At 58.6% G+C, this 17,353-nt stretch carries 16 protein-coding genes; 15 read left to right on the plus strand and 1 reads right to left on the minus strand.

Features of this window, described 5'->3' with window-relative positions; translation table 11 throughout:
- Positions 1 to 105 precede the first annotated feature (105 nt).
- From recR to QSJ80_RS08080, 9 genes are all read left to right on the plus strand, one after another.
- Complete coding sequence (recR, locus tag QSJ80_RS08040; RefSeq protein ID WP_285763916.1) at positions 106 to 699, plus strand: recombination mediator RecR; 594 nt, start codon at positions 106 to 108, stop codon at positions 697 to 699.
- A complete protein-coding gene (gene rnd / locus QSJ80_RS08045) occupies positions 699 to 1,823 on the plus strand; it encodes a ribonuclease D (protein WP_285763917.1) in 1,125 nt (374 codons plus the stop codon). The genes recR and rnd overlap by 1 nt, the downstream gene beginning before the upstream one ends.
- Complete coding sequence (locus QSJ80_RS08050; RefSeq protein WP_285763918.1) at positions 1,820 to 2,107, plus strand: YcgL domain-containing protein; 288 nt, start codon at positions 1,820 to 1,822, stop codon at positions 2,105 to 2,107. Before rnd ends, QSJ80_RS08050 begins: the two co-directional genes overlap by 4 nt.
- A gap of 6 nt (positions 2,108 to 2,113) precedes the next feature.
- Entirely contained in the window at positions 2,114 to 2,563 is a 450-nt protein-coding gene (locus tag QSJ80_RS08055; protein ID WP_285763919.1) for a YcgN family cysteine cluster protein, read from the plus strand.
- A gap of 42 nt (positions 2,564 to 2,605) precedes the next feature.
- Positions 2,606 to 2,959 (plus strand): hypothetical protein, encoded by a 354-nt coding sequence (locus QSJ80_RS08060; RefSeq protein WP_285763920.1) that lies wholly within the window; start codon positions 2,606 to 2,608, stop codon positions 2,957 to 2,959.
- A 190-nt stretch (positions 2,960 to 3,149) separates the two neighbouring features.
- Positions 3,150 to 3,830 (plus strand): YEATS-associated helix-containing protein, encoded by a 681-nt coding sequence (locus QSJ80_RS08065; protein WP_285763921.1) that lies wholly within the window; start codon positions 3,150 to 3,152, stop codon positions 3,828 to 3,830.
- A 31-nt stretch (positions 3,831 to 3,861) separates the two neighbouring features.
- A complete protein-coding gene (locus QSJ80_RS08070) occupies positions 3,862 to 4,296 on the plus strand; it encodes a GNAT family N-acetyltransferase (protein ID WP_285763922.1) in 435 nt (144 codons plus the stop codon).
- Between the two features lie 38 nt (positions 4,297 to 4,334).
- Complete coding sequence (locus QSJ80_RS08075) at positions 4,335 to 5,216, plus strand: AAA family ATPase (protein ID WP_285763923.1); 882 nt, start codon at positions 4,335 to 4,337, stop codon at positions 5,214 to 5,216.
- Positions 5,216 to 6,397, plus strand: a complete 1,182-nt coding sequence (locus tag QSJ80_RS08080) for a vWA domain-containing protein (protein WP_285763924.1) — start codon at positions 5,216 to 5,218, stop codon at positions 6,395 to 6,397. The genes QSJ80_RS08075 and QSJ80_RS08080 overlap by 1 nt, the downstream gene beginning before the upstream one ends.
- A gap of 141 nt (positions 6,398 to 6,538) precedes the next feature.
- Here QSJ80_RS08080 and QSJ80_RS08085 read toward each other — a convergent pair whose 3' ends face one another.
- Entirely contained in the window at positions 6,539 to 8,011 is a 1,473-nt protein-coding gene (locus QSJ80_RS08085; RefSeq protein WP_285763925.1) for a peptide MFS transporter, read from the minus strand.
- Between the two features lie 121 nt (positions 8,012 to 8,132).
- On the opposite strand from QSJ80_RS08085, the gene hrpA reads away from it, so the two are divergent.
- The 6 genes from hrpA to QSJ80_RS08115 all read left to right on the plus strand — a co-directional run bounded on the left by hrpA (position 8,133) and on the right by QSJ80_RS08115 (position 17,327).
- A complete protein-coding gene (gene hrpA, locus QSJ80_RS08090) occupies positions 8,133 to 12,056 on the plus strand; it encodes an ATP-dependent RNA helicase HrpA (RefSeq protein WP_285763926.1) in 3,924 nt (1,307 codons plus the stop codon).
- A 260-nt stretch (positions 12,057 to 12,316) separates the two neighbouring features.
- The gene (locus QSJ80_RS08095) at positions 12,317 to 12,667 is read left to right on the plus strand and encodes an HvfA family oxazolone/thioamide-modified RiPP metallophore (protein WP_285763927.1); all 351 of its coding nucleotides are present in this window, start codon (positions 12,317 to 12,319) and stop codon (positions 12,665 to 12,667) included.
- Between the two features lie 116 nt (positions 12,668 to 12,783).
- A complete protein-coding gene (locus QSJ80_RS08100) occupies positions 12,784 to 13,680 on the plus strand; it encodes an HvfB family MNIO-type RiPP peptide maturase (RefSeq protein ID WP_285763928.1) in 897 nt (298 codons plus the stop codon).
- Complete coding sequence (locus QSJ80_RS08105) at positions 13,677 to 14,471, plus strand: HvfC family RiPP maturation protein (RefSeq protein ID WP_285763929.1); 795 nt, start codon at positions 13,677 to 13,679, stop codon at positions 14,469 to 14,471. Before QSJ80_RS08100 ends, QSJ80_RS08105 begins: the two co-directional genes overlap by 4 nt.
- A gap of 283 nt (positions 14,472 to 14,754) precedes the next feature.
- Positions 14,755 to 16,047: an MlaA family lipoprotein gene (locus QSJ80_RS08110; RefSeq protein WP_285763930.1), complete on the plus strand. Its 1,293-nt coding sequence runs from the start codon at positions 14,755 to 14,757 to the stop codon at positions 16,045 to 16,047.
- A gap of 89 nt (positions 16,048 to 16,136) precedes the next feature.
- On the plus strand, positions 16,137 to 17,327 hold the full coding sequence (locus QSJ80_RS08115) for a PP2C family protein-serine/threonine phosphatase (protein ID WP_285763931.1): 1,191 nt from the start codon (positions 16,137 to 16,139) through the stop codon (positions 17,325 to 17,327).
- The last annotated feature ends 26 nt before the right edge of the window (positions 17,328 to 17,353 follow it).

Here is a 17,353-nt window from a genome sequence, read left to right on the forward strand (position 1 = left end):
GCGGCTTTATCTTGCGTGGGGGCTACCCGGGGACCGAATTTCAGAGGGCCCCGGAGACAGGTGCCCGAAAATAAAATGATCTAAACATGGATCGAAAACATACCTATGTTCAGTCCCCTGATTGAAAACCTGATCCAGGCGCTGCGTTGCCTGCCGGGCGTCGGCCCGAAATCTGCGCAGCGGATGGCGATGCACCTGCTGGAGAGGGATCGCGAGGCCGCTGCACAGCTGGCAGAGCGCCTGACCCTTGCGATAGAGAAGGTTGGCCACTGCAGCAAGTGCCGCACCATGACCGAGGCGGAAACCTGCGCGCTCTGCGACAACCCCAATCGTGATGCTTCCGTGCTCTGCGTGGTGGAAACGCCCGCAGATGTGCTTGCCATTGAACAGGCCGGTAATTTTCACGGCCGCTACTTCGTGTTGCTGGGACACCTGTCGCCGATTGACGGTGTTGGCCCCGGCGACCTGGGCATCGACCTGTTAATGAGCCGTCTCGACAGCGAGCCGGTGGAGGAGTTGATCATCGCCACCAACCCCACCGTCGAGGGCGAAGCCACGGCGCAGTTCATTGCTGAGCGTGCGCGCGGCAAGGGCGTCAAGGTCAGTCGTATTGCGCACGGCGTACCGATTGGCGGTGAGCTCGAATACATTGATGGCGGAACCCTTGCCCACGCCTTTAGCAGTCGCCAGGTCATTTGATGTCGGAAAATGTAATTGATACCACGCCCCGCTGGGTAGACTCCGGGGAAGAGCTGGCTCGGTTGTGCGAATCCTGGTCCAGTCAGGCCGCCATTGCGGTCGATACAGAATTCATGCGCAGCCGCACTTTTTTTCCGATTCCCGCTCTGGTGCAGGTCAGCGACGGGCGCCATTGCTACCTGATCGATAACCTCGCCATCGAGGATCTCTCGCCGCTGAAGGCTTTGTTGACCAATCCCGAGGTCATCAAGATTTTCCATGCCTGTTCTGAAGACCTGGAAACTTTTGTGTGCCTGCTGGGCAGCTGCCCGACACCGATTGTGGATACGCAGATCATGGCGGCGATGTGCGGCCACGGCAGTAGCCTTGGTTACGCCAACCTGGTGAAGGCCACGTTGAATATCGAGCTGCCGAAAAGCGAGACGCGCTCGGACTGGTTGCAGCGCCCCCTGAGCGATGCGCAGAAAAAATATGCGGCGCTGGATGTTGCCTATCTGCCGGTAATTTACGGGCTGTTGAAGGCGCGCCTGCGCGAACTGGAGCGCGAAGACTGGCTGGCGCAGGATTGTACGGCCCTGGTGGCGGCTTTTGACCATGAAGAGCCACCGCAAAACTACTATGTAAAAGTGAAGGGCGCATGGCAGCTTTCCCGCGAGCAGCTTTCCGTGCTGCGCGAGATCTGTGCATGGCGCGAGATTGAGGCGCGTAAACGGGACCTGCCCAGGAACAGGCTGGTGCGGGAAAACGTGTGCCTGGATATCGCGCGCAAGTTGCCACAGTCCAGGGGTGCGCTGGCAGCACTCGGTGTGGAGGGGCGTTCGCTGCGTATCGACGGTGAAACTATCCTTGATCTGGTCGAGAAAGGCCGCAACAGCGAAAGCCTGCCGCCGCTGTTGTCCAAGCCCCTGAACCGTTATCAGGGTGAAACCCTGAAACTGCTACGGGAGGAAGTGCGGCGTATCGCGGAGGCGCTGGACATGCCACCGGAGCTCCTGATTCGCAAGAAAGAACTTGAAGAGCTGGTGCTTTCCCGGAAGCAGGTGCTGGATGGCAGGCTGCGCGGCTGGCGCGGTCATGTACTGGGTGAAGAGTTGCTGGAAATTCTCGAGGAGCGGAAGCGGTGAAATTGATTTGTGATATCTACAAAAGCGCTCGCGAGGAAGAAATGTATCTTTACGTGGATAAGCGTGAAGGTACCAGGCGCATACCGGGAAAACTCCGGGAAATTTTTGGCGAGCCGGTGCACGTGGTCACCATGCTACTGGAACCCGGCAAGAAACTGGCACGCGCAGACGCGGCCAAAGTCATGGCGGAGATCCGCCGGCAGGGCTTTTACCTGCAGATGCCTCCGGCCAAGGATGACGAAATGCGCGAGATCAGCCTCAAGAATACCAAGTTAACCCGGTAACCCTGTATGGAACAGCCATTCTGGCAGCGTAAATCCCTGCAGGAAATGACGCGGGAAGAGTGGGAATCCCTGTGTGATGGCTGTGCACGTTGTTGCCTGCATAAGCTTGAGGACGAGGACAGCGGGGAGGTGGTGACCACCCGTGTGGCATGTCGTTATCTCGACGAAGACCACTGCCGCTGCACCGAGTATGAGCGTCGCCTTGAACTGGTTCCGGATTGTATGAACCTCGATATCAGTAGAATTGCGGAATTCCACTGGTTGCCGGCCACCTGTGCCTATCGCCTCATTGCGGAAGGCAAACCCCTGGCGTGGTGGCATCCACTGGTATCCGGGTCTGCGGATACCGTGCATGAAGCGGGGATTTCAGTGCGCGGCAAGGTGGTGTCCGATGAGTTCGTGCACCCTGATGCTTACGACGAGCACATCATCTACTGGGTAGACGACCAGGAATGATTTTCCGGAAAATAATTCGAATAAACTGATTTAAGAGACACTATGGCTGAAGAATTCAAGACTGCATGGCACCTGTATCTGGCCGGTACAGGAATTCTGCTGGTATCCCTCTGGTGGTTGATGCGCAACTGGGGCTGGAGCTGGTTTCGCCGGGGTTTCCTGCTGTTGCTGGCGGTGCTGTTGCTGGTGCCCGGCAAGGGCACCCAGCCCGACGCGCCCATGATGCCGGCGCTACCGCTGTATATTTACCAGTTGGTATTTGAGGAAGAAGCTTCAGCGGAAGTTGCGGCCAACCTGGTATTTGCCAGTGCCGGCGCCTTCGCGGTGCTGCTGTTGTGGGTGCTTGGCGCCTTTACCTACGCCCGCCATCGCGAGCGCCGCAAGGTGGAAGAATAGAACGCTCACCTGAAGTTGGTCACTGAGCGGCCAACCGGTTCCCGTTGTGTTTCACAGAATGCAATTCGTGGCGCCAGAATATAGGCTCTTGCCGGAATCCGGGCGGCAGGAGCTGCATCCCTCACTTACACTAACCTGACGATAAGGAAGCAAAGCTGCGCCGTATCCGGGCAGGCACTGAGGGTAGGGAATGATTGACCATATCTTGATTCTGGCGGCAGTAATGATTGTCTCCGGGGTGTTGGGTGGGTTGGTCAATTACTACCAAATGCTCTTTACCGAAGAAGATCCCGCTGGCCTGGCCCGTTGCCTCATTCTCGGGCTTTGCGGCGCACTCCTGGTACCAGTGGTGCTCAGGTTCCAGCAGAGCGACCTTATTATCGAGATCCAGGGCGATCCGTCGCGCCTGCTTGTCTTTACCGGCTACTGCCTGTTGGCCGCCATCGCATCCCGTTTCTTTGTCTTCAATGCCGCCCGGCGCCAGCTGCGCGACGCCAGCATTGCTCGCGCGAGGGTTGAACACCTGGAGCAGGAGATGCGGGCCATGCAGCTGGAGCTGGATCCGCTGCTGGAGCACGAAATCGAGGGAGATCCCCAATCCGGTGCGACCCTGGACTTCCAGGAGATCCGCAAGCTGGACGATAACGCACTGCGGGTGTTGAAGCTGCTGGCCGATGGCAACTGTGTATTTCGCTCGGTGGCGGGCATGTCAGAGGAAGCGGGTATGGCCGAAAATTCCATTGCCCGCTCCCTCAATAACCTGCTGGTGCTGGAAATGGCGGGCAAGATCCATAGCCGCATGGGTATCCGCTGGTTCATCACCGACCGTGGCAAGCAGGTTGTCAGCAAGCGCAGCAACGCGGTAGCCTGACCCTCTCAATCACTGCTTGTCACTCTCCCCAATGGAAGCTTCTTTCCTTGAGCCGGTGCAGCTGCCACTGGTGAATCGTTTTTACAAGTCCATTCGTTACTCTGCCAGTGCCGGTCGCGGCGAGCGCGTGATGGTGGTGCGTGATGGTGCTGTGATCGTCGGCGCGGTGCGCATGCAGCCAAAAGAACTGGCAGCTATGGGGCCGGCCTGGTTCCTCCGCAGTATGGCGGTTTCCCCGGAATACCGGCGCGAGGGTGTCGGTACCCTGATGCTCGAGCAGCTGTTGCAGGCATTTCCGCGGGATACCGTCTGGTGCTACCCGTTTTCCCATCTTCAGGGCTTCTACCGGCTCGGCGGCTTTGAACCCTTGTCTGCGGAAGATGTGCCACCAGAGATTCGCCAGCCATATGAGCGTTATTGTCGCCAGGGGCGGGACATCCTGATTATGGCCAGGAACCTGGAATAACGTAAAATCGGGGCATTCGACGATAAAACGGTGAAGTTATGTCCAAAGATTCAACTGGTTCCAATCACGGCGGTGACGGTTTCCGCGGTACAGACTCCTATGTTGCAACGGATGACCTGCAGGTAGCCGTCAATGCGGCCGTAACCCTGCAGCGGCCGCTGCTGGTCAAGGGTGAGCCCGGCACCGGCAAGACCATGCTGGCAGAGGAGGTTGCGGCGAGCCTCGGCCTCAAGCTGATCCAGTGGCATATCAAATCCACCACCAAGGCGCAGCAGGGGCTATACGAGTACGACGCTGTATCGCGCCTGCGTGACTCCCAGCTGGGGGTGGACAAGGTTCACGATATCTCCAATTACATCAAGCGCGGTAAGCTGTGGGAGGCCTTTGACGCCGATGAGCCGGTGGTATTGCTGATCGATGAAATCGACAAGGCCGACATTGAATTCCCCAACGACCTGCTGGTGGAACTCGACAAGATGGAGTTCTTCGTTTACGAAACCGGCGAGGTGATCAAGGCGCGCCAGCGTCCTATCGTCATCATCACTTCAAACAATGAGAAAGAGTTGCCGGACGCTTTCCTGCGACGCTGCTTCTTCCACTACATTACCTTCCCGGACCGGGAAACCATGCAGAAAATCGTTGACGTCCACTACCCGGGCATCAAGCAGAGCCTGGTAGGTGAAGCTATGGATCTTTTCTTCCAGGTGCGGGAAGTCCCGGGTCTCAAGAAGAAACCGTCCACCTCCGAATTGATTGACTGGCTCAAGCTGCTGATGGCAGATGACATTCCCGAGGAAGTGCTGCGTGATCGCGATCCCACCAAGGCGGTGCCGCCGCTGTATGGTGCGCTCCTGAAAAATGAGCAGGACGTACATATGCTCGAGAGGCTTGCATTCATGGCGCGCAGAGAAAACCGCTGATGTTGATCGGTTTTTTCTCCACGCTGCGGCGCTACCGGGTGCCGGTCAGCCTGACCGAGCTGCTGGTACTGTTGGAAGCGCTGAAGCAGCGTCTGGTCTTTGCCGATATGGATGGCTTTTATCTGTTGTCCCGCACCTGCCTGGTCAAAGATGAAAAGCATTTCGACAAGTTCGATCGTGCGTTTGCCGCCTACTTCAAGGAACTGGAAACCCTGGATGACGTGCTCGAAGCTTTGATTCCGGAGGACTGGGTGCGCAAGGAGTTCATCCGGCAGCTGTCCGAGGAAGAAAAGGCCAAGATCGAGAGCATGGGCGGTCTGGAGAAGTTGCTCGATGAATTTCGCAAGCGCCTGGAGGAACAGAAGAAACGGCACCAGGGCGGCAACCGCTGGATTGGCACCGGTGGCACCAGCCCGTTTGGCAACAGCGGCTACAACCCGGAAGGCATCCGCGTTGGCGGCGAGGGTCGCAACCGCAGTGCGGTCAAGGTCTGGGACAAACGCCAGTTTCGCAACCTCGATGACAGCGTGGAGTTGGGCATCCGCAATATCAAGGTGGCGCTGCGCAAATTGCGTAAGTTCGCTCGCACCGGTGCAGCGGAAGAACTCGACCTGGACGACACCATCAGTAGCACGGCGCGCAATGCCGGTATGCTGGATATCAAGATGGTGCCGGAGCGACACAATGCGGTGAAGGTGTTGATCTTCTTCGATGTGGGCGGGTCCATGGATCCTTACATCCGTGTATGCGAGGAGCTCTTCTCCGCCTGCCGCACCGAGTTCAAGCACCTGGAGTATTTCTATTTCCACAACTTCGTTTATGAAAAGGTGTGGAAGGACAACAGCCGCCGCTTTGAGGAGGCCACCTCAACACTCGAGGTAATGCGTACTTACGGCAAGGACTACAAGGTGATTTTTGTCGGCGATGCCGCCATGGCGCCTTACGAGATCACCAGCCGTTACGGCAGTGTCGAACATATGAACGAAGAGCCGGGTGCGACCTGGATGCAGCGCATTAGTGAGACCTGGGACAAGCTGATCTGGCTGAACCCTACTGAAGAGCGTTACTGGGAGTTTACCCACAGCACTGAGATGGTGAAACAGTTGGTGGATGGCAGGATGTTTCCGCTGACGCTTGAGGGGATTGATCGCGGTATTGCCAGCCTTGTGAAGGGGCGGTAAGGATGGAGAACCGCAACATCACGCGGGTCGTGTATTTCGAAAACGCATAAATACTTCCCTGTAGCTCCGGCGCGCACGTCCATGTGCGCGACGGTTTCGAAATACACTCCCCCGGTGATATTGCTGCGGTCGGTCGTATGTTTAGGATCCGTGATCCCGCGGCATAGCTTCGTGATCCGCGGTGATGCTCAGCTCTTCCTGAGTAGTGCTCTTGATTTCGGTGTGCACCTCTTCCGCGCCATGCATCCAGTCCACCAGCTTTTCCCGGATAAAGAACAGGATAATGCCCGCGCCTATCGCTGCGATAGCGACACCACCAAAGGTGGCAAGAGGACCCGACTCGCCCACCAGCTTACCGATCTCCGCAGCGCCCTTGTTGGCAATACCGATAAAGGCAAACCACAGGCCCATCATCAGTGACAGGTAACGCAGCGGCGACAGCTTGGTCACCATTGAGAGGCCAATGGGTGACAGGCACAGCTCGCCGATGGTGTGGAAGATATAGGCAGCCACCAGCCACCAGGGGCTCGCCTTGATACCACTTTCCAGGTTGCCGATTTCCAGGGCAGCGCCCACCATGCACAGGAAGCCGATGCCGAGGAAGATCAAGCCGAGCGAGAACTTCGCCGGCGAACTGGGTTCATTGTCACCGGACTTGACCCAGATGCTCGCAATGATCGGCGCAAGGATAATGATGAACAGCGGGTTGACTGACTGTAGCCAGCTGGCCGGCATTTCCCAGCCAAAGAAGTTCAGGTCCGTATGGTTCTTGGCAAACAGGTTCATGGAGCCCGCAGCCTGCTCAAAACCGGCCCAGAACACCACAGTGAAGAAGCCGAGGATCAGGATGACCTTGATGCGGTCGCGCTGCACCGGGGTGAGCGGCGCCAGATCCTGGCCCTTGTTGGCGCTGGCCGCCAGCTTGGCAGAAGGCTGTTTGCCGATGTTGCCAAGGTACTTGTCGGACATGGTCAGCTGCATGATCAGGCCGACCAGCATACCGATACCGGCCGCGACAAATGCCAGCTGGTAATTGATTTTCTCGCCGATGGTGCCGATCAGCAGGTAACCCAGGATTGAGCCGAGGTTGATACCCATGTAGAAAATGGTGAAGGCCGCATCGCGGCGTTTGTCACCTTCCTTGTACAGGTCGCCCACCATGGTGGAGATATTCGGCTTGAAGAAGCCGTTACCCAGGATCAGAAGTGCGAGGCCCACCCACAACATGGTGAGCTGGGAGCCTTCCGGCAGCCAGCTGTGGGGGAAGCCGAGTGCGAACTGTCCCAGCATCATCAGGATGCCGCCCACGATGATGCACTTGCGCTGGCCCCAGACATTGTCCGCGAACCAGCCACCGATAACCGGTGTGAGGTAAACCAGCATGGCGTACCAGCCGAGGTAGTCCAGTGCCTTGGATTGCAGCTGTGTGGTGGAGAGCTGGTCCCAGCCAAATACTGCCGCGGTTGCAGCCTGGGTCAGGTAAAGGACGAAAATGCCGCGCATGCCGTAGTAGGACAGGCGCTCCCACATCTCGGTACCGAACAGTAGGAAGAGGCCCTTCGGGTGCCCCATCATTTCGCCAACTTTCGGGGGGGAGGGTTTGTTCGACTGCATGGTAACTCCGCAGTGATCGGAAGGATTCGAAAGAATTGAGTGAGTATAGACTGGCGCCCCATCACACGTAGGGCAAATGCTCGGGCTATAATGCGCGGCTGTAATTAGGTGACGAGTTTTTATGCCGAAAGAGCCAAGGGAACCAATCAGTCCCGAAAACCTGCCCAGCCTGGACGACCTGTCCGGCCTGCTGGATACGTGCCTGTTACGGGACCGACATCGCCTGCGCCGGGCACTGCGGGATATCCGCGAGCGCCGCAAAGCCGGCAAGCCGTACGACCGCCTGCTGGTGCGTACCGCTGCAGAAATAGAGGCTTCTGTGGCAGTGGTGCAGGCGAGGCGCGACAAGCTGCCGACGCCACAGTGGCCCGAGCAGCTGCCCGTGGTGGCGCGTCGCGAGGAGATCGCTGAACAGATTGCCAAGCACCAGGTGGTCGTGATTGCGGGTGAGACCGGCTCAGGCAAGACCACCCAGCTGCCCAAGATCTGCCTGGAGCTGGGACGCGGTATTTTCGGCCGCATCGGCCATACACAGCCGCGCCGGATTGCGGCGCGTACTGTTGCCAGTCGCATTGCCGAGGAACTGGGCCAGCCGCTGGGAGAGTCTGTGGGCTATCAGGTGCGCTTCACTGACCACAGCACACCGCACTCACATATCAAACTGATGACCGACGGCATCCTGCTGGCGGAAATCCAGCGTGACCGTTTCCTGACCCAGTACGACACCCTGATTATCGATGAGGCGCACGAGCGCAGCCTCAATATCGATTTCCTGCTGGGCTATATCAAACAGATTTTGCCGAAGCGTCCGGACCTCAAGGTTATCGTTACTTCGGCCACCATTGACCTGGAAAAATTCTCAAAGCACTTCAATGAAGCGCCGATCATCGAGGTATCCGGCCGTACCTATCCGGTGGACATCCGCTATGAGCCACCTGCCGGCGGCGAAATGGATCTCAACCAGCAGATCCTCGAGGCCGTGGAAGGCCTGCTCGCACATGAGAGGGAAAGCGACCAGCGCGGCGGCGACATGCTGGTATTCCTCAGTGGTGAACGCGAAATTCGCGAGTGCGCCAACTTCCTGCGTAAGGCGCAGTTGCCGCACCTGGAGATATTGCCGCTGTATGCGCGCCTCAGCATGGCTGAGCAGAATCGCGTGTTCCAGGGGCACAAGGGCCGGCGCATCGTGCTCGCCACGAATGTGGCGGAAACCTCCATTACCGTGCCGGGAATTCGCTATGTGATCGACCCGGGTACCGCACGGGTCAGCCGCTACAGCTACCGCAGCAAGGTGCAGCGCCTGCCGGTGGAAGCCGTTTCGCAGGCCAGCGCCAACCAGCGCGCGGGCCGTTGCGGCCGTGTCAGCGAGGGTGTGTGTGTGCGCCTGTACGACGAGCAGGATTTCCTGTCACGGTCCGAATACACCGATGCGGAAATTCTGCGTACCAACCTTGCAGCGGTCATTCTGCAGATGCTGCAACTGCGTATTGGCGATATCCGCGATTTCCCGTTTGTGGATCCGCCGGACGAGCGCCTGATCAACGATGGCTTTTCCCTGCTGCAGGAATTGCAGGCGGTCAACAACAAAGGCGTGGTGACTAAGTCCGGCGCGGCCCTGGCGCGCCTGCCGGTGGACCCGCGCCTGGGACGAATGCTGCTGGCGGCCGAGAAAAGTGGCAGCCTGGCGGAAATGCTCATCATTGCCAGTGCGCTGGCTGTACAGGACCCGCGCGAGAGGCCGGCAGAAAAGCAGCAGGCTGCGGATGAAAAGCATCGCCAGTGGCGCGATGAAAATTCAGACCTGCTGGCCTACGTCAACCTGTGGGGCGCTTTCGAGGCTCAGCGGCAGGAGCTGAGCCAGAATCAGCTGCGCAAGTGGTGCAAGGAAAATTTCCTGTCGTTCCTGCGCATGCGCGAGTGGCGGGATATTCACCATCAGCTGCGGCTTGCTGCGCGGGATCTGGGCTTGAAGGAAAACCACGAGCCCGCCACCTATAGCGACGTCCACCGTCCGTTGCTGACCGGCCTGCTCGGTAATATTGGCTATCGCGAGGAGAACAAGGAATTTGCCGGCTGTCGCAACCGGCGCTTCTTCGTGTTCCCCGGGTCGGGGCAATACAAGAAACCGCCGAAGTGGCTGGTGGCCTCGCAGTTGCTGGAGACCAGTCGCCTGTTCGCCCATGGGGTGGCAAGGATCGAGCCGGAATGGGTACTGGAAGCCGCGCAGCACCTGGTGCGCCGCAACTATTCCGAGCCGCATTACGATCCGAAGCGCGGCGCGGTCATGGCCTACGAGAAAATCTCCCTGTACGGCCTGGTGCTGGTGGAAAAGCAGCGGATCAATTACTCCAAGATCGACCCGAAGACCTGTCGCGAAGTATTCATCCGTTCGGCGCTGGTCGAGGGTCGCTATCGCGGCAAGGGCAAGTTTGCGAAATTCAATGCGGATCTCTGCGAAGAGTTGGAGGGACTGGAAGCCAAATCCCGTCGCCGCGACATCCTGGTGGACGAGCAGGTGATGTTCGACTTCTTCGATGAGCGGGTGCCGGCGGATGTAGTGAACCTCGCGGGTTTCGAGCACTGGCGCAAGTCGGTGGAGAAGGAAACGCCCAGGCTGCTGTTCATGTCACGCGAAATGCTGACCCAGCAGGGCGCGGGGGATGTCAGCGAGGTGCAATTCCCGAACCAGCTTACCTGGCAAGGCGTGGTGTATCCGGTGGCCTATCACTTTGAGCCGGGTAATGTGGCCGACGGGGTCAGTCTGCGCGTCCCTGTAGGGGTGCTGCACCAGGTGCCCGCCAACCGGCTGGAATGGGTTGTGCCGGGCATATTGCGCGACAAATGTATCGCCATGATCAAGGGGCTGCCGAAACAGTGGCGGCGCCATTTTGTGCCGGTGCCGGCGGCAGTCGACAAGGCGCTGCCGCGCATGCAGGCTTCAGACAGCCCGCTGTGGCAATCCCTCGCACACGAACTCAAGCGCCAGACCCTGCAGGAAGTGCCGGAGGAAGCCTGGGCGGCGGTGCAGCTGGACAATTTCTACCGCTTCAATATTCAGGTGGTGGATGAGCGCGGCAAGCTGATCGAGCAGGGCAGGGATCTGGCCGCATTGCAGGCGCGTTACCGTGACCGCGTCCAGGAAGGTCTGGCCTCTGCGGCAGAATCTCTCGAGCGGGATGAAATTACCCGCTGGGATTTTGGCGAACTGAAGGAGCGTTGCCAGCTGCCGCAGGGGGAGCTGACGGTACAGGCCTATCCGGCGCTGGTCGCGGCCAGGGATTCGGTTTCCCTGAAAATGCTCGATAACCCCGCCGAGGCACGCCGCGTTTCGCGCAAGGCCATCTGTCGGCTCGCCTTGCTGGAAATGCAGGACACCGCAAAATATTTGCGCAAGGAACTGCTGCGCGGTAAAGAACTGGGGTTGTCTGCCGCAGACATGGGGCGCCGCGAGGACGTTGCTGAAGATATCCTGCTGGCAGCCTGTCGCGAACTGTTCTGGCCGGATGAGAACTGGCCGCGCTCTCGTGAGGCATTTGAGCAGGCGCTGCAAAAACAGCAGCAGCTGGTCGCAGTCGCGCAGGAATACGCGGACCTGCTGGTGGCGGCACTGGCGGAGCTGGTGCCGCTGCGCAAGCAGCTCAAGCAGCAGAAAAACCTTGCGCTGGCCATGGCTATTGGTGACATGGGCAAGCAGTTGGGTGAGCTGTTCTACCGCGGCTGCATGTTTGATACGCCACTGGAATGGCTGCGCCAGTACGGGCGCTACCTGAAGGGCATCAACCTGCGGCTGGAAAAGGCGGCGCTGGACGTCAACCGGGACCGCAGGCTGCAGCTGGAGCTGGAGGCGGCCATGGACCCCTGGCGTGACGCGCTGGAAAAACACGGCCGCGAAACCCTGATGGCTACTCCCGCGCTGGCGCAGTATCGCTGGATGCTGGAGGAGTTTCGGGTATCACTGTTCGCGCAGTCGCTCAAGACACTGATGCCGGTATCTGCCAAGCGGCTGGCCAAATACTGGCGCGAGGTTTCCGCTGAGCTGGAATAGTCAGTCCAAGGCGTGTGCAACGGAGAACAAAGATTCGGTATCGCGGTGCGCAAAACAGGACGTTTTTTCGGCTAGTGTCGATTTTTGTGCATCGCAAAGGTTTTTTTGCGTCGTTTGCGGCGAAACTTATTCTACAGTTGGAAGTCTGAAATACTATGGCACTGGATGCCCCGGTGGTGCTATTCGCCTGCCGGAGCCTGCTCAGGCTGTCTATTAACAAGGTGTTTACGATTAGGGTTCTGCACAGGAGAAACCACGACATGAAAAAGAAGAATATGACCCCGTTAGCGGCCGCTGTAGGTGCAGCGTTCCTGACCTCGGCGGCAATCAGTGCCAACGCTGAAGCGGCGAATCCGTTTGCTGCAGTTGAGCTGTCCGCAGGCTATAACCTCTCCTCTACCCTGGATGGCCACAAAGGTGGCGAGGGTAAATGTGGTGAAGGTAAGTGCGGCGAAGGCAAAGACAAAAAGAAAGAAGGTAAGTGCGGCGAAGGTAAGTGCGGCGAAGGCAAAGACAAAAAGAAAGAAGGTAAGTGCGGTGAAGGCAAGTGCGGTGAAGACACCGACAAGAAGAAAGAAGGCAAATGTGGCGAAGGTAAGTGCGGTAGCTGAGCCCGGCGCCCGTTTCTAGTAAAAGCCGGGCAGCGTTTGTGCCCGGCTTTTTATTGCCTGATCCAAATCACATCTGCTTTTAGCCTGGTCGGGCAGAGCGACCACAGGTACACGGCATGAAAAATTCGCAAACTAACAAATATCCGGTGCAGGGTGCCGGCCTCGGCCTGCGCCGTTCCGCCATGGAAGAAATGCTTACCCTGTCGGATGCCGATGTCGATTTTCTGGAAGTGGCGCCGGAAAACTGGATCAATGTCGGCGGCCGCTACGGACGGATGTTTCGCGAGATGACGGAGCGTTTTCCGTTTGTGATTCATGGCCTGTCGCTCTCCATCGGTGCGCCGGAACCCCTGGATATGGACCTGGTGCGCTCCGTCAAGGCATTCATGGCGGAGCACAACATCCGCTATTACAGCGAACACCTGAGTTACTGCTCTGAACACGGCCACCTGTATGACCTGATGCCAATCCCGTTTACCGAGGAAGCGGTGCACTATGTGGCGGGACGGATCCGCCAGGTGCAGGACGTACTCGGCCAGCGTATCGCCATGGAAAACGTTTCCTACTACGCCGCGCCGGGGCAGGAAATGGATGAACTCAGCTTTATCAATGCGGTCATTGCTGAGGCGGACTGTGACCTGTTGCTGGATGTAAACAATATCTATGTCAACGCCATCAACCACGGCTACGACGCACTCGAATTCCTGCAAGGCCTGCCGGGCGACCGCGCACGCTATATGCATGTGGCGGGGCACTTCAATGAGGCGGAGGACCTGAAGGTCGATACCCACGGTGCGGACGTGATTGACCCCGTCTGGACGCTTTTGCAACAGGCTTACGCACTGTATGGCCCGCTGCCAACGCTGCTGGAACGCGACTTCAACATACCGCCGCTTCCCCAGCTGTTACGCGAGGTTGAGAAAATCAAGCGTCTGCAGGCAGAGGCAGGCGCGAATGCGCATGCTGGCCGGCTTGCAGATACGGAAAAAGTAGCGGCGAGGGGCGGAGCATGAACAGGGCAAAGGGCCTGGGCACTCCGGAGCCAGCTTTCCAGCAGGTGCAGAAAACATTCGCCGATCACCTGCGGGAGCCACAGCGTGCGGCGGCGCCGCAAGGCATCGAAGACCGGCGCATGAAGATCTACAGGGATCTTATTTTCAATAATATCGAATCTTTTATTGCCAGCGGTTTTCCTGTGATCCGGTCGCTCTACAGGGACGACGACTGGACAGAATTGGTACGCGGGTTCGTTGGCAAGCACCGCGCCCAGAGCCCTTATTTCCTGGAAATCAGCCAGGAATTCCTGCAGTACCTGCAATCGGAATATGTGCCGCGCGATTGCGATCCGGATTTCCTGCTGGAACTTGCCCATTACGAGTGGGTGGAGCTGGCGCTGGATGTCAGTAACGAAAACTTCCCGGAGCGCCGTATCGAGGCGGGTGTTCTGGAGGGTTGTCCGCAGGTATCGCCACTGGTCTGGAGCCTGTCCTACCGCTACCCGGTGCATATGATCGGGCCACAATTCCGGCCGCAGGAACCGCCAGCGGAGCCCACTTTCCTGTTGGTATACCGCGACCGCCAGGAAGAAGTCGGCTTTATGCAGGTGAATGCCGTGACAGCGCGGCTGTTGCAGATACTTCAGGATGCCGAAGAACCATTGACCGGCCGCGGCGCGCTGGAAGTACTGGCGCAGGAAATGGGCCAGGCTGATGCGGCGGGGCTGTTATCGTTTGGAGAAGATTTGCTCAACAAATTGTTGTCCAGAGACATACTGGCGGCGGTCCTTAAACCTGCTTCGGGCTGATAGTGGCCGTGTTCGGTGTAAGGGGTTATATACACCCGGGGTGCCGCTCGTGCGCGCAACAGAGCCAGGCCTGACGCAAAAAAAGCATCATTTGTGGCTAGACTGCGTATGGGACAGGGGGCCGCAATGCGGTAGAAAACCCCGGGTGTAAATCCCTGTAATTGTGCCTATAAAAAACTTCTATCACAGTATGTGCAGAAATCTGGCAAAATAAGTGCCATTCTGATGTCGCGGCGAGTGATGAATCCGCGCCAATCGAAACATGGAAAGGAAACCCTGGATCTTGCCTTCAAGAATTGGCCTCTCTGGCGCCGCGCTTCTGCTGCTTCTCTCTGTGCATTCAGTTGCTGCTGACGACGCACCCGCGCCCGCAGATCCTGAAGCTCCGGTTTCCGCCGCCAATGATGATCCTTTCGCAGAACCCGCCGCTGCCGCCCAAGAACCTGCTGCCGCCCCGGCACCTGCTGTTGGCACTGAGGGCGATCCCTTTGCCGATCCCGATCCAGCGCTGCTCGCGCCGGAGCCCGCTGAACAGCCGGCGGCCACACCGGAAAGCAGCATCGAATCCAGCGGAGGCGACCCTTTTGCTGATCCGGCTGAGCTGGAAGAGAAATCCACCGGAGAGGAGGACCCCTTTGCGCTCGAAGACGATCCGTTCGCTGATCCTGCAGCCAGTTCGGACGGCGACTGGGACGATGATGAATATGGTTTTGGCGATGAGGAATTCGATGGCGAGTCCTTTGCCGAGCGCGATCCCTGGGAGCGCTTCAACCGCGTCATGTTCGGCTTCAACGACACGTTCGATCGCTGGATTCTGAAGCCGGTCGCCAAGGGCTACCAGAAGGCGACGCCGGAGTTTGTGCGAACGGGTATCGGTAACTTTTTCAGCAACCTGTTTGAGATTCGCAACGGCGTCAACAGTGCCCTGCAATGGAAATGGGGCGAGGCCGGGCGCGATGCCAGCCGTTTTGGCATCAACACCACATTCGGCATCGTGGGCCTGTTTGATGTGGCCACCAAGCTGGGTATCGAGGCCGGGGATGGCGAGGACTTTGGCCAGACCATGGCGGTCTGGGGCCTGCCGGCGGGGCCTTACCTGGTAGTGCCGCTATATGGCCCGACCACAATCCGCGATGGCGCTGGCGACTTTGTCGATTACTACCTGTACCCGCCCAATTACCTGGATAACACCCGCACCCGCAACCAGCTCTATCTGTTGCGGACCATAGACACCCGTGCCGACCTGCTGAGCGCGGAGGAACTGCTGAGCGGGGACCGCTATACCCTGTTGCGCGATGCATTCCTGCAGCGCCGCGATTACCTGATCGCCGACGGTGAGATCGAGGATGACTTCGGTGGCGACTTCGGCGACTTCGGTAACGATGATTTCGGTGAGGATGAATCCGACGACACTACCGAAGCTTCTTCCGACACCTCCTCTGGCAGCAGTGGTGCGGAAGCGGAAGCCGCTGACAGCGACCCGTTTGCGGAGCCGTCCGAATCGGAGCCCGGTGAAAATACCGCCCCTGCCGAAGGGGATGATTTTGGCGCCGGATCGGACGAGTACGATTTCTAACCCCCTCCGTCAGGCTAATTACCAAAACGGTACAAATTGGCGCAGACAGCTGTTATTGTCATAACGAAGACTTAATTTGCGAAGCTTCTGTGGACACACAGCCTGGCGTCTTGCTAATCAAGAGCGAATCCGAATCCTCCGCTGGCCTGGGGCATTTCCTGAGTGGCCGGGGATACCTGGTCGAGGAGCACGCCTCGGCGGTAGAGGCGCTGACGCGTTTCCGCTCGGAATATCACCAGCTGGTCATCACTGACCTGCGCCTGCCCGACATCAGCGGCCTCGATGTACTGCGCCGTATCAAATCCGACTCCCCTGAAACACCGGTCATGGTGCTGGGCGGCCATGCCGATCTGGGTGACGTTGTGCGCGCGTTGCGCGAAGGCGCCAGCGATTACCTGCTGCACCCCCTCAGTGATCATGAAATTGTGAACCTGGCGGTCAAGCGCCTGATGCAGGCGCGCAAGCTGTTGACCCAGAACCGGGTAATTCGCGAGGAGCTGGAGCGCCGCAATCGCGAGCTCAAGGAGCACCTGCAGGTGCTGCAGCAGGACCAGCAGGCGGGCCGCCTGCTGCAGCAGCACATGCTGCCCCGTACACCCTATCGTTACCCCGGCGGCATCGAGGCATCGTTCCGGCTGTTGCCGACCCTGTACCTCAGTGGTGACTTTGTCGACTACGGCCTGTTCGGCGAGCGCTTTGTGGCGTTCTATCTCGCCGATGTCTCCGGTCACGGGGTATCCTCCGCGCTGGTCACGGCGCTGATCAAGCATTCCACCACGCATTTGGTGCGGGAGAAGGCCCTGTTTGCGAGCCTGACGGAGCTGGAAAACGATCTGCAGTACCTGATCGAATTTCTCAACAGGGAGCTGTTCGAGGCACCGCTCGACAAGCATGCGAGCCTGTTTATCGGCGTTGTGGATACGCGTGCGCAGGAACTCTACTACTGTGTTGGTGGCCAGTTGCCGATGCCCGCGCTGATTGATCGGGGCAAGGCGAGCTGGTTGCCCGGCAAGGGCAAGCCGGTGGGGCTTTTTGCCGACGGGTCCTGGGAAGTCTTTCGTTGTAAGCTACCGCAGCACTGGAACCTGGTGGCCTGCTCGGACGGCGTGCTGGAGCTGCTTTCCGGGGATAGCCTGATGGAGAAGGAAGCGCAGTTGCTGGACCTGATTGAGGAGAGCGAGGGCAGTATCGATACGCTTTGTCGCCTGCTCAAGATCGATCGCCCGGAAGAGCAGCCCGATGACATTGCCGTGTTGCGCCTGCGACATGTTAAAAGCTGATTGAAAAAGTCGAATGTAAAGTGATG

Source organism: Biformimicrobium ophioploci (assembly GCF_030270605.1).
Classification (GTDB): domain Bacteria; phylum Pseudomonadota; class Gammaproteobacteria; order Pseudomonadales; family Cellvibrionaceae; genus Biformimicrobium; species Biformimicrobium ophioploci.

Excerpts from the sequence above, each read along its gene's own strand:
- QSJ80_RS08080 (WP_285763924.1), top strand. The coding sequence starts at position 5,216 with ATGTTGATCGGTTTTTTCTCCACGCTGCGGCGCTACCGGGTGCCGGTC.
- recR (WP_285763916.1), top strand. The coding sequence starts at position 106 with ATGTTCAGTCCCCTGATTGAAAACCTGATCCAGGCGCTGCGTTGCCTG.
- QSJ80_RS08085 (WP_285763925.1), bottom strand. The coding sequence starts at position 8,011 with ATGCAGTCGAACAAACCCTCCCCCCCGAAAGTTGGCGAAATGATGGGG.
- QSJ80_RS08055 (WP_285763919.1), top strand. The coding sequence starts at position 2,114 with ATGGAACAGCCATTCTGGCAGCGTAAATCCCTGCAGGAAATGACGCGG.
- QSJ80_RS08070 (WP_285763922.1), top strand. The coding sequence starts at position 3,862 with ATGGAAGCTTCTTTCCTTGAGCCGGTGCAGCTGCCACTGGTGAATCGT.
- QSJ80_RS08060 (WP_285763920.1), top strand. The coding sequence starts at position 2,606 with ATGGCTGAAGAATTCAAGACTGCATGGCACCTGTATCTGGCCGGTACA.
- QSJ80_RS08100 (WP_285763928.1), top strand. The coding sequence starts at position 12,784 with ATGAAAAATTCGCAAACTAACAAATATCCGGTGCAGGGTGCCGGCCTC.
- QSJ80_RS08065 (WP_285763921.1), top strand. The coding sequence starts at position 3,150 with ATGATTGACCATATCTTGATTCTGGCGGCAGTAATGATTGTCTCCGGG.
- QSJ80_RS08105 (WP_285763929.1), top strand. The coding sequence starts at position 13,677 with ATGAACAGGGCAAAGGGCCTGGGCACTCCGGAGCCAGCTTTCCAGCAG.
- rnd (WP_285763917.1), top strand. The coding sequence starts at position 699 with ATGTCGGAAAATGTAATTGATACCACGCCCCGCTGGGTAGACTCCGGG.
- QSJ80_RS08095 (WP_285763927.1), top strand. The coding sequence starts at position 12,317 with ATGAAAAAGAAGAATATGACCCCGTTAGCGGCCGCTGTAGGTGCAGCG.
- hrpA (WP_285763926.1), top strand. The coding sequence starts at position 8,133 with ATGCCGAAAGAGCCAAGGGAACCAATCAGTCCCGAAAACCTGCCCAGC.
- QSJ80_RS08075 (WP_285763923.1), top strand. The coding sequence starts at position 4,335 with ATGTCCAAAGATTCAACTGGTTCCAATCACGGCGGTGACGGTTTCCGC.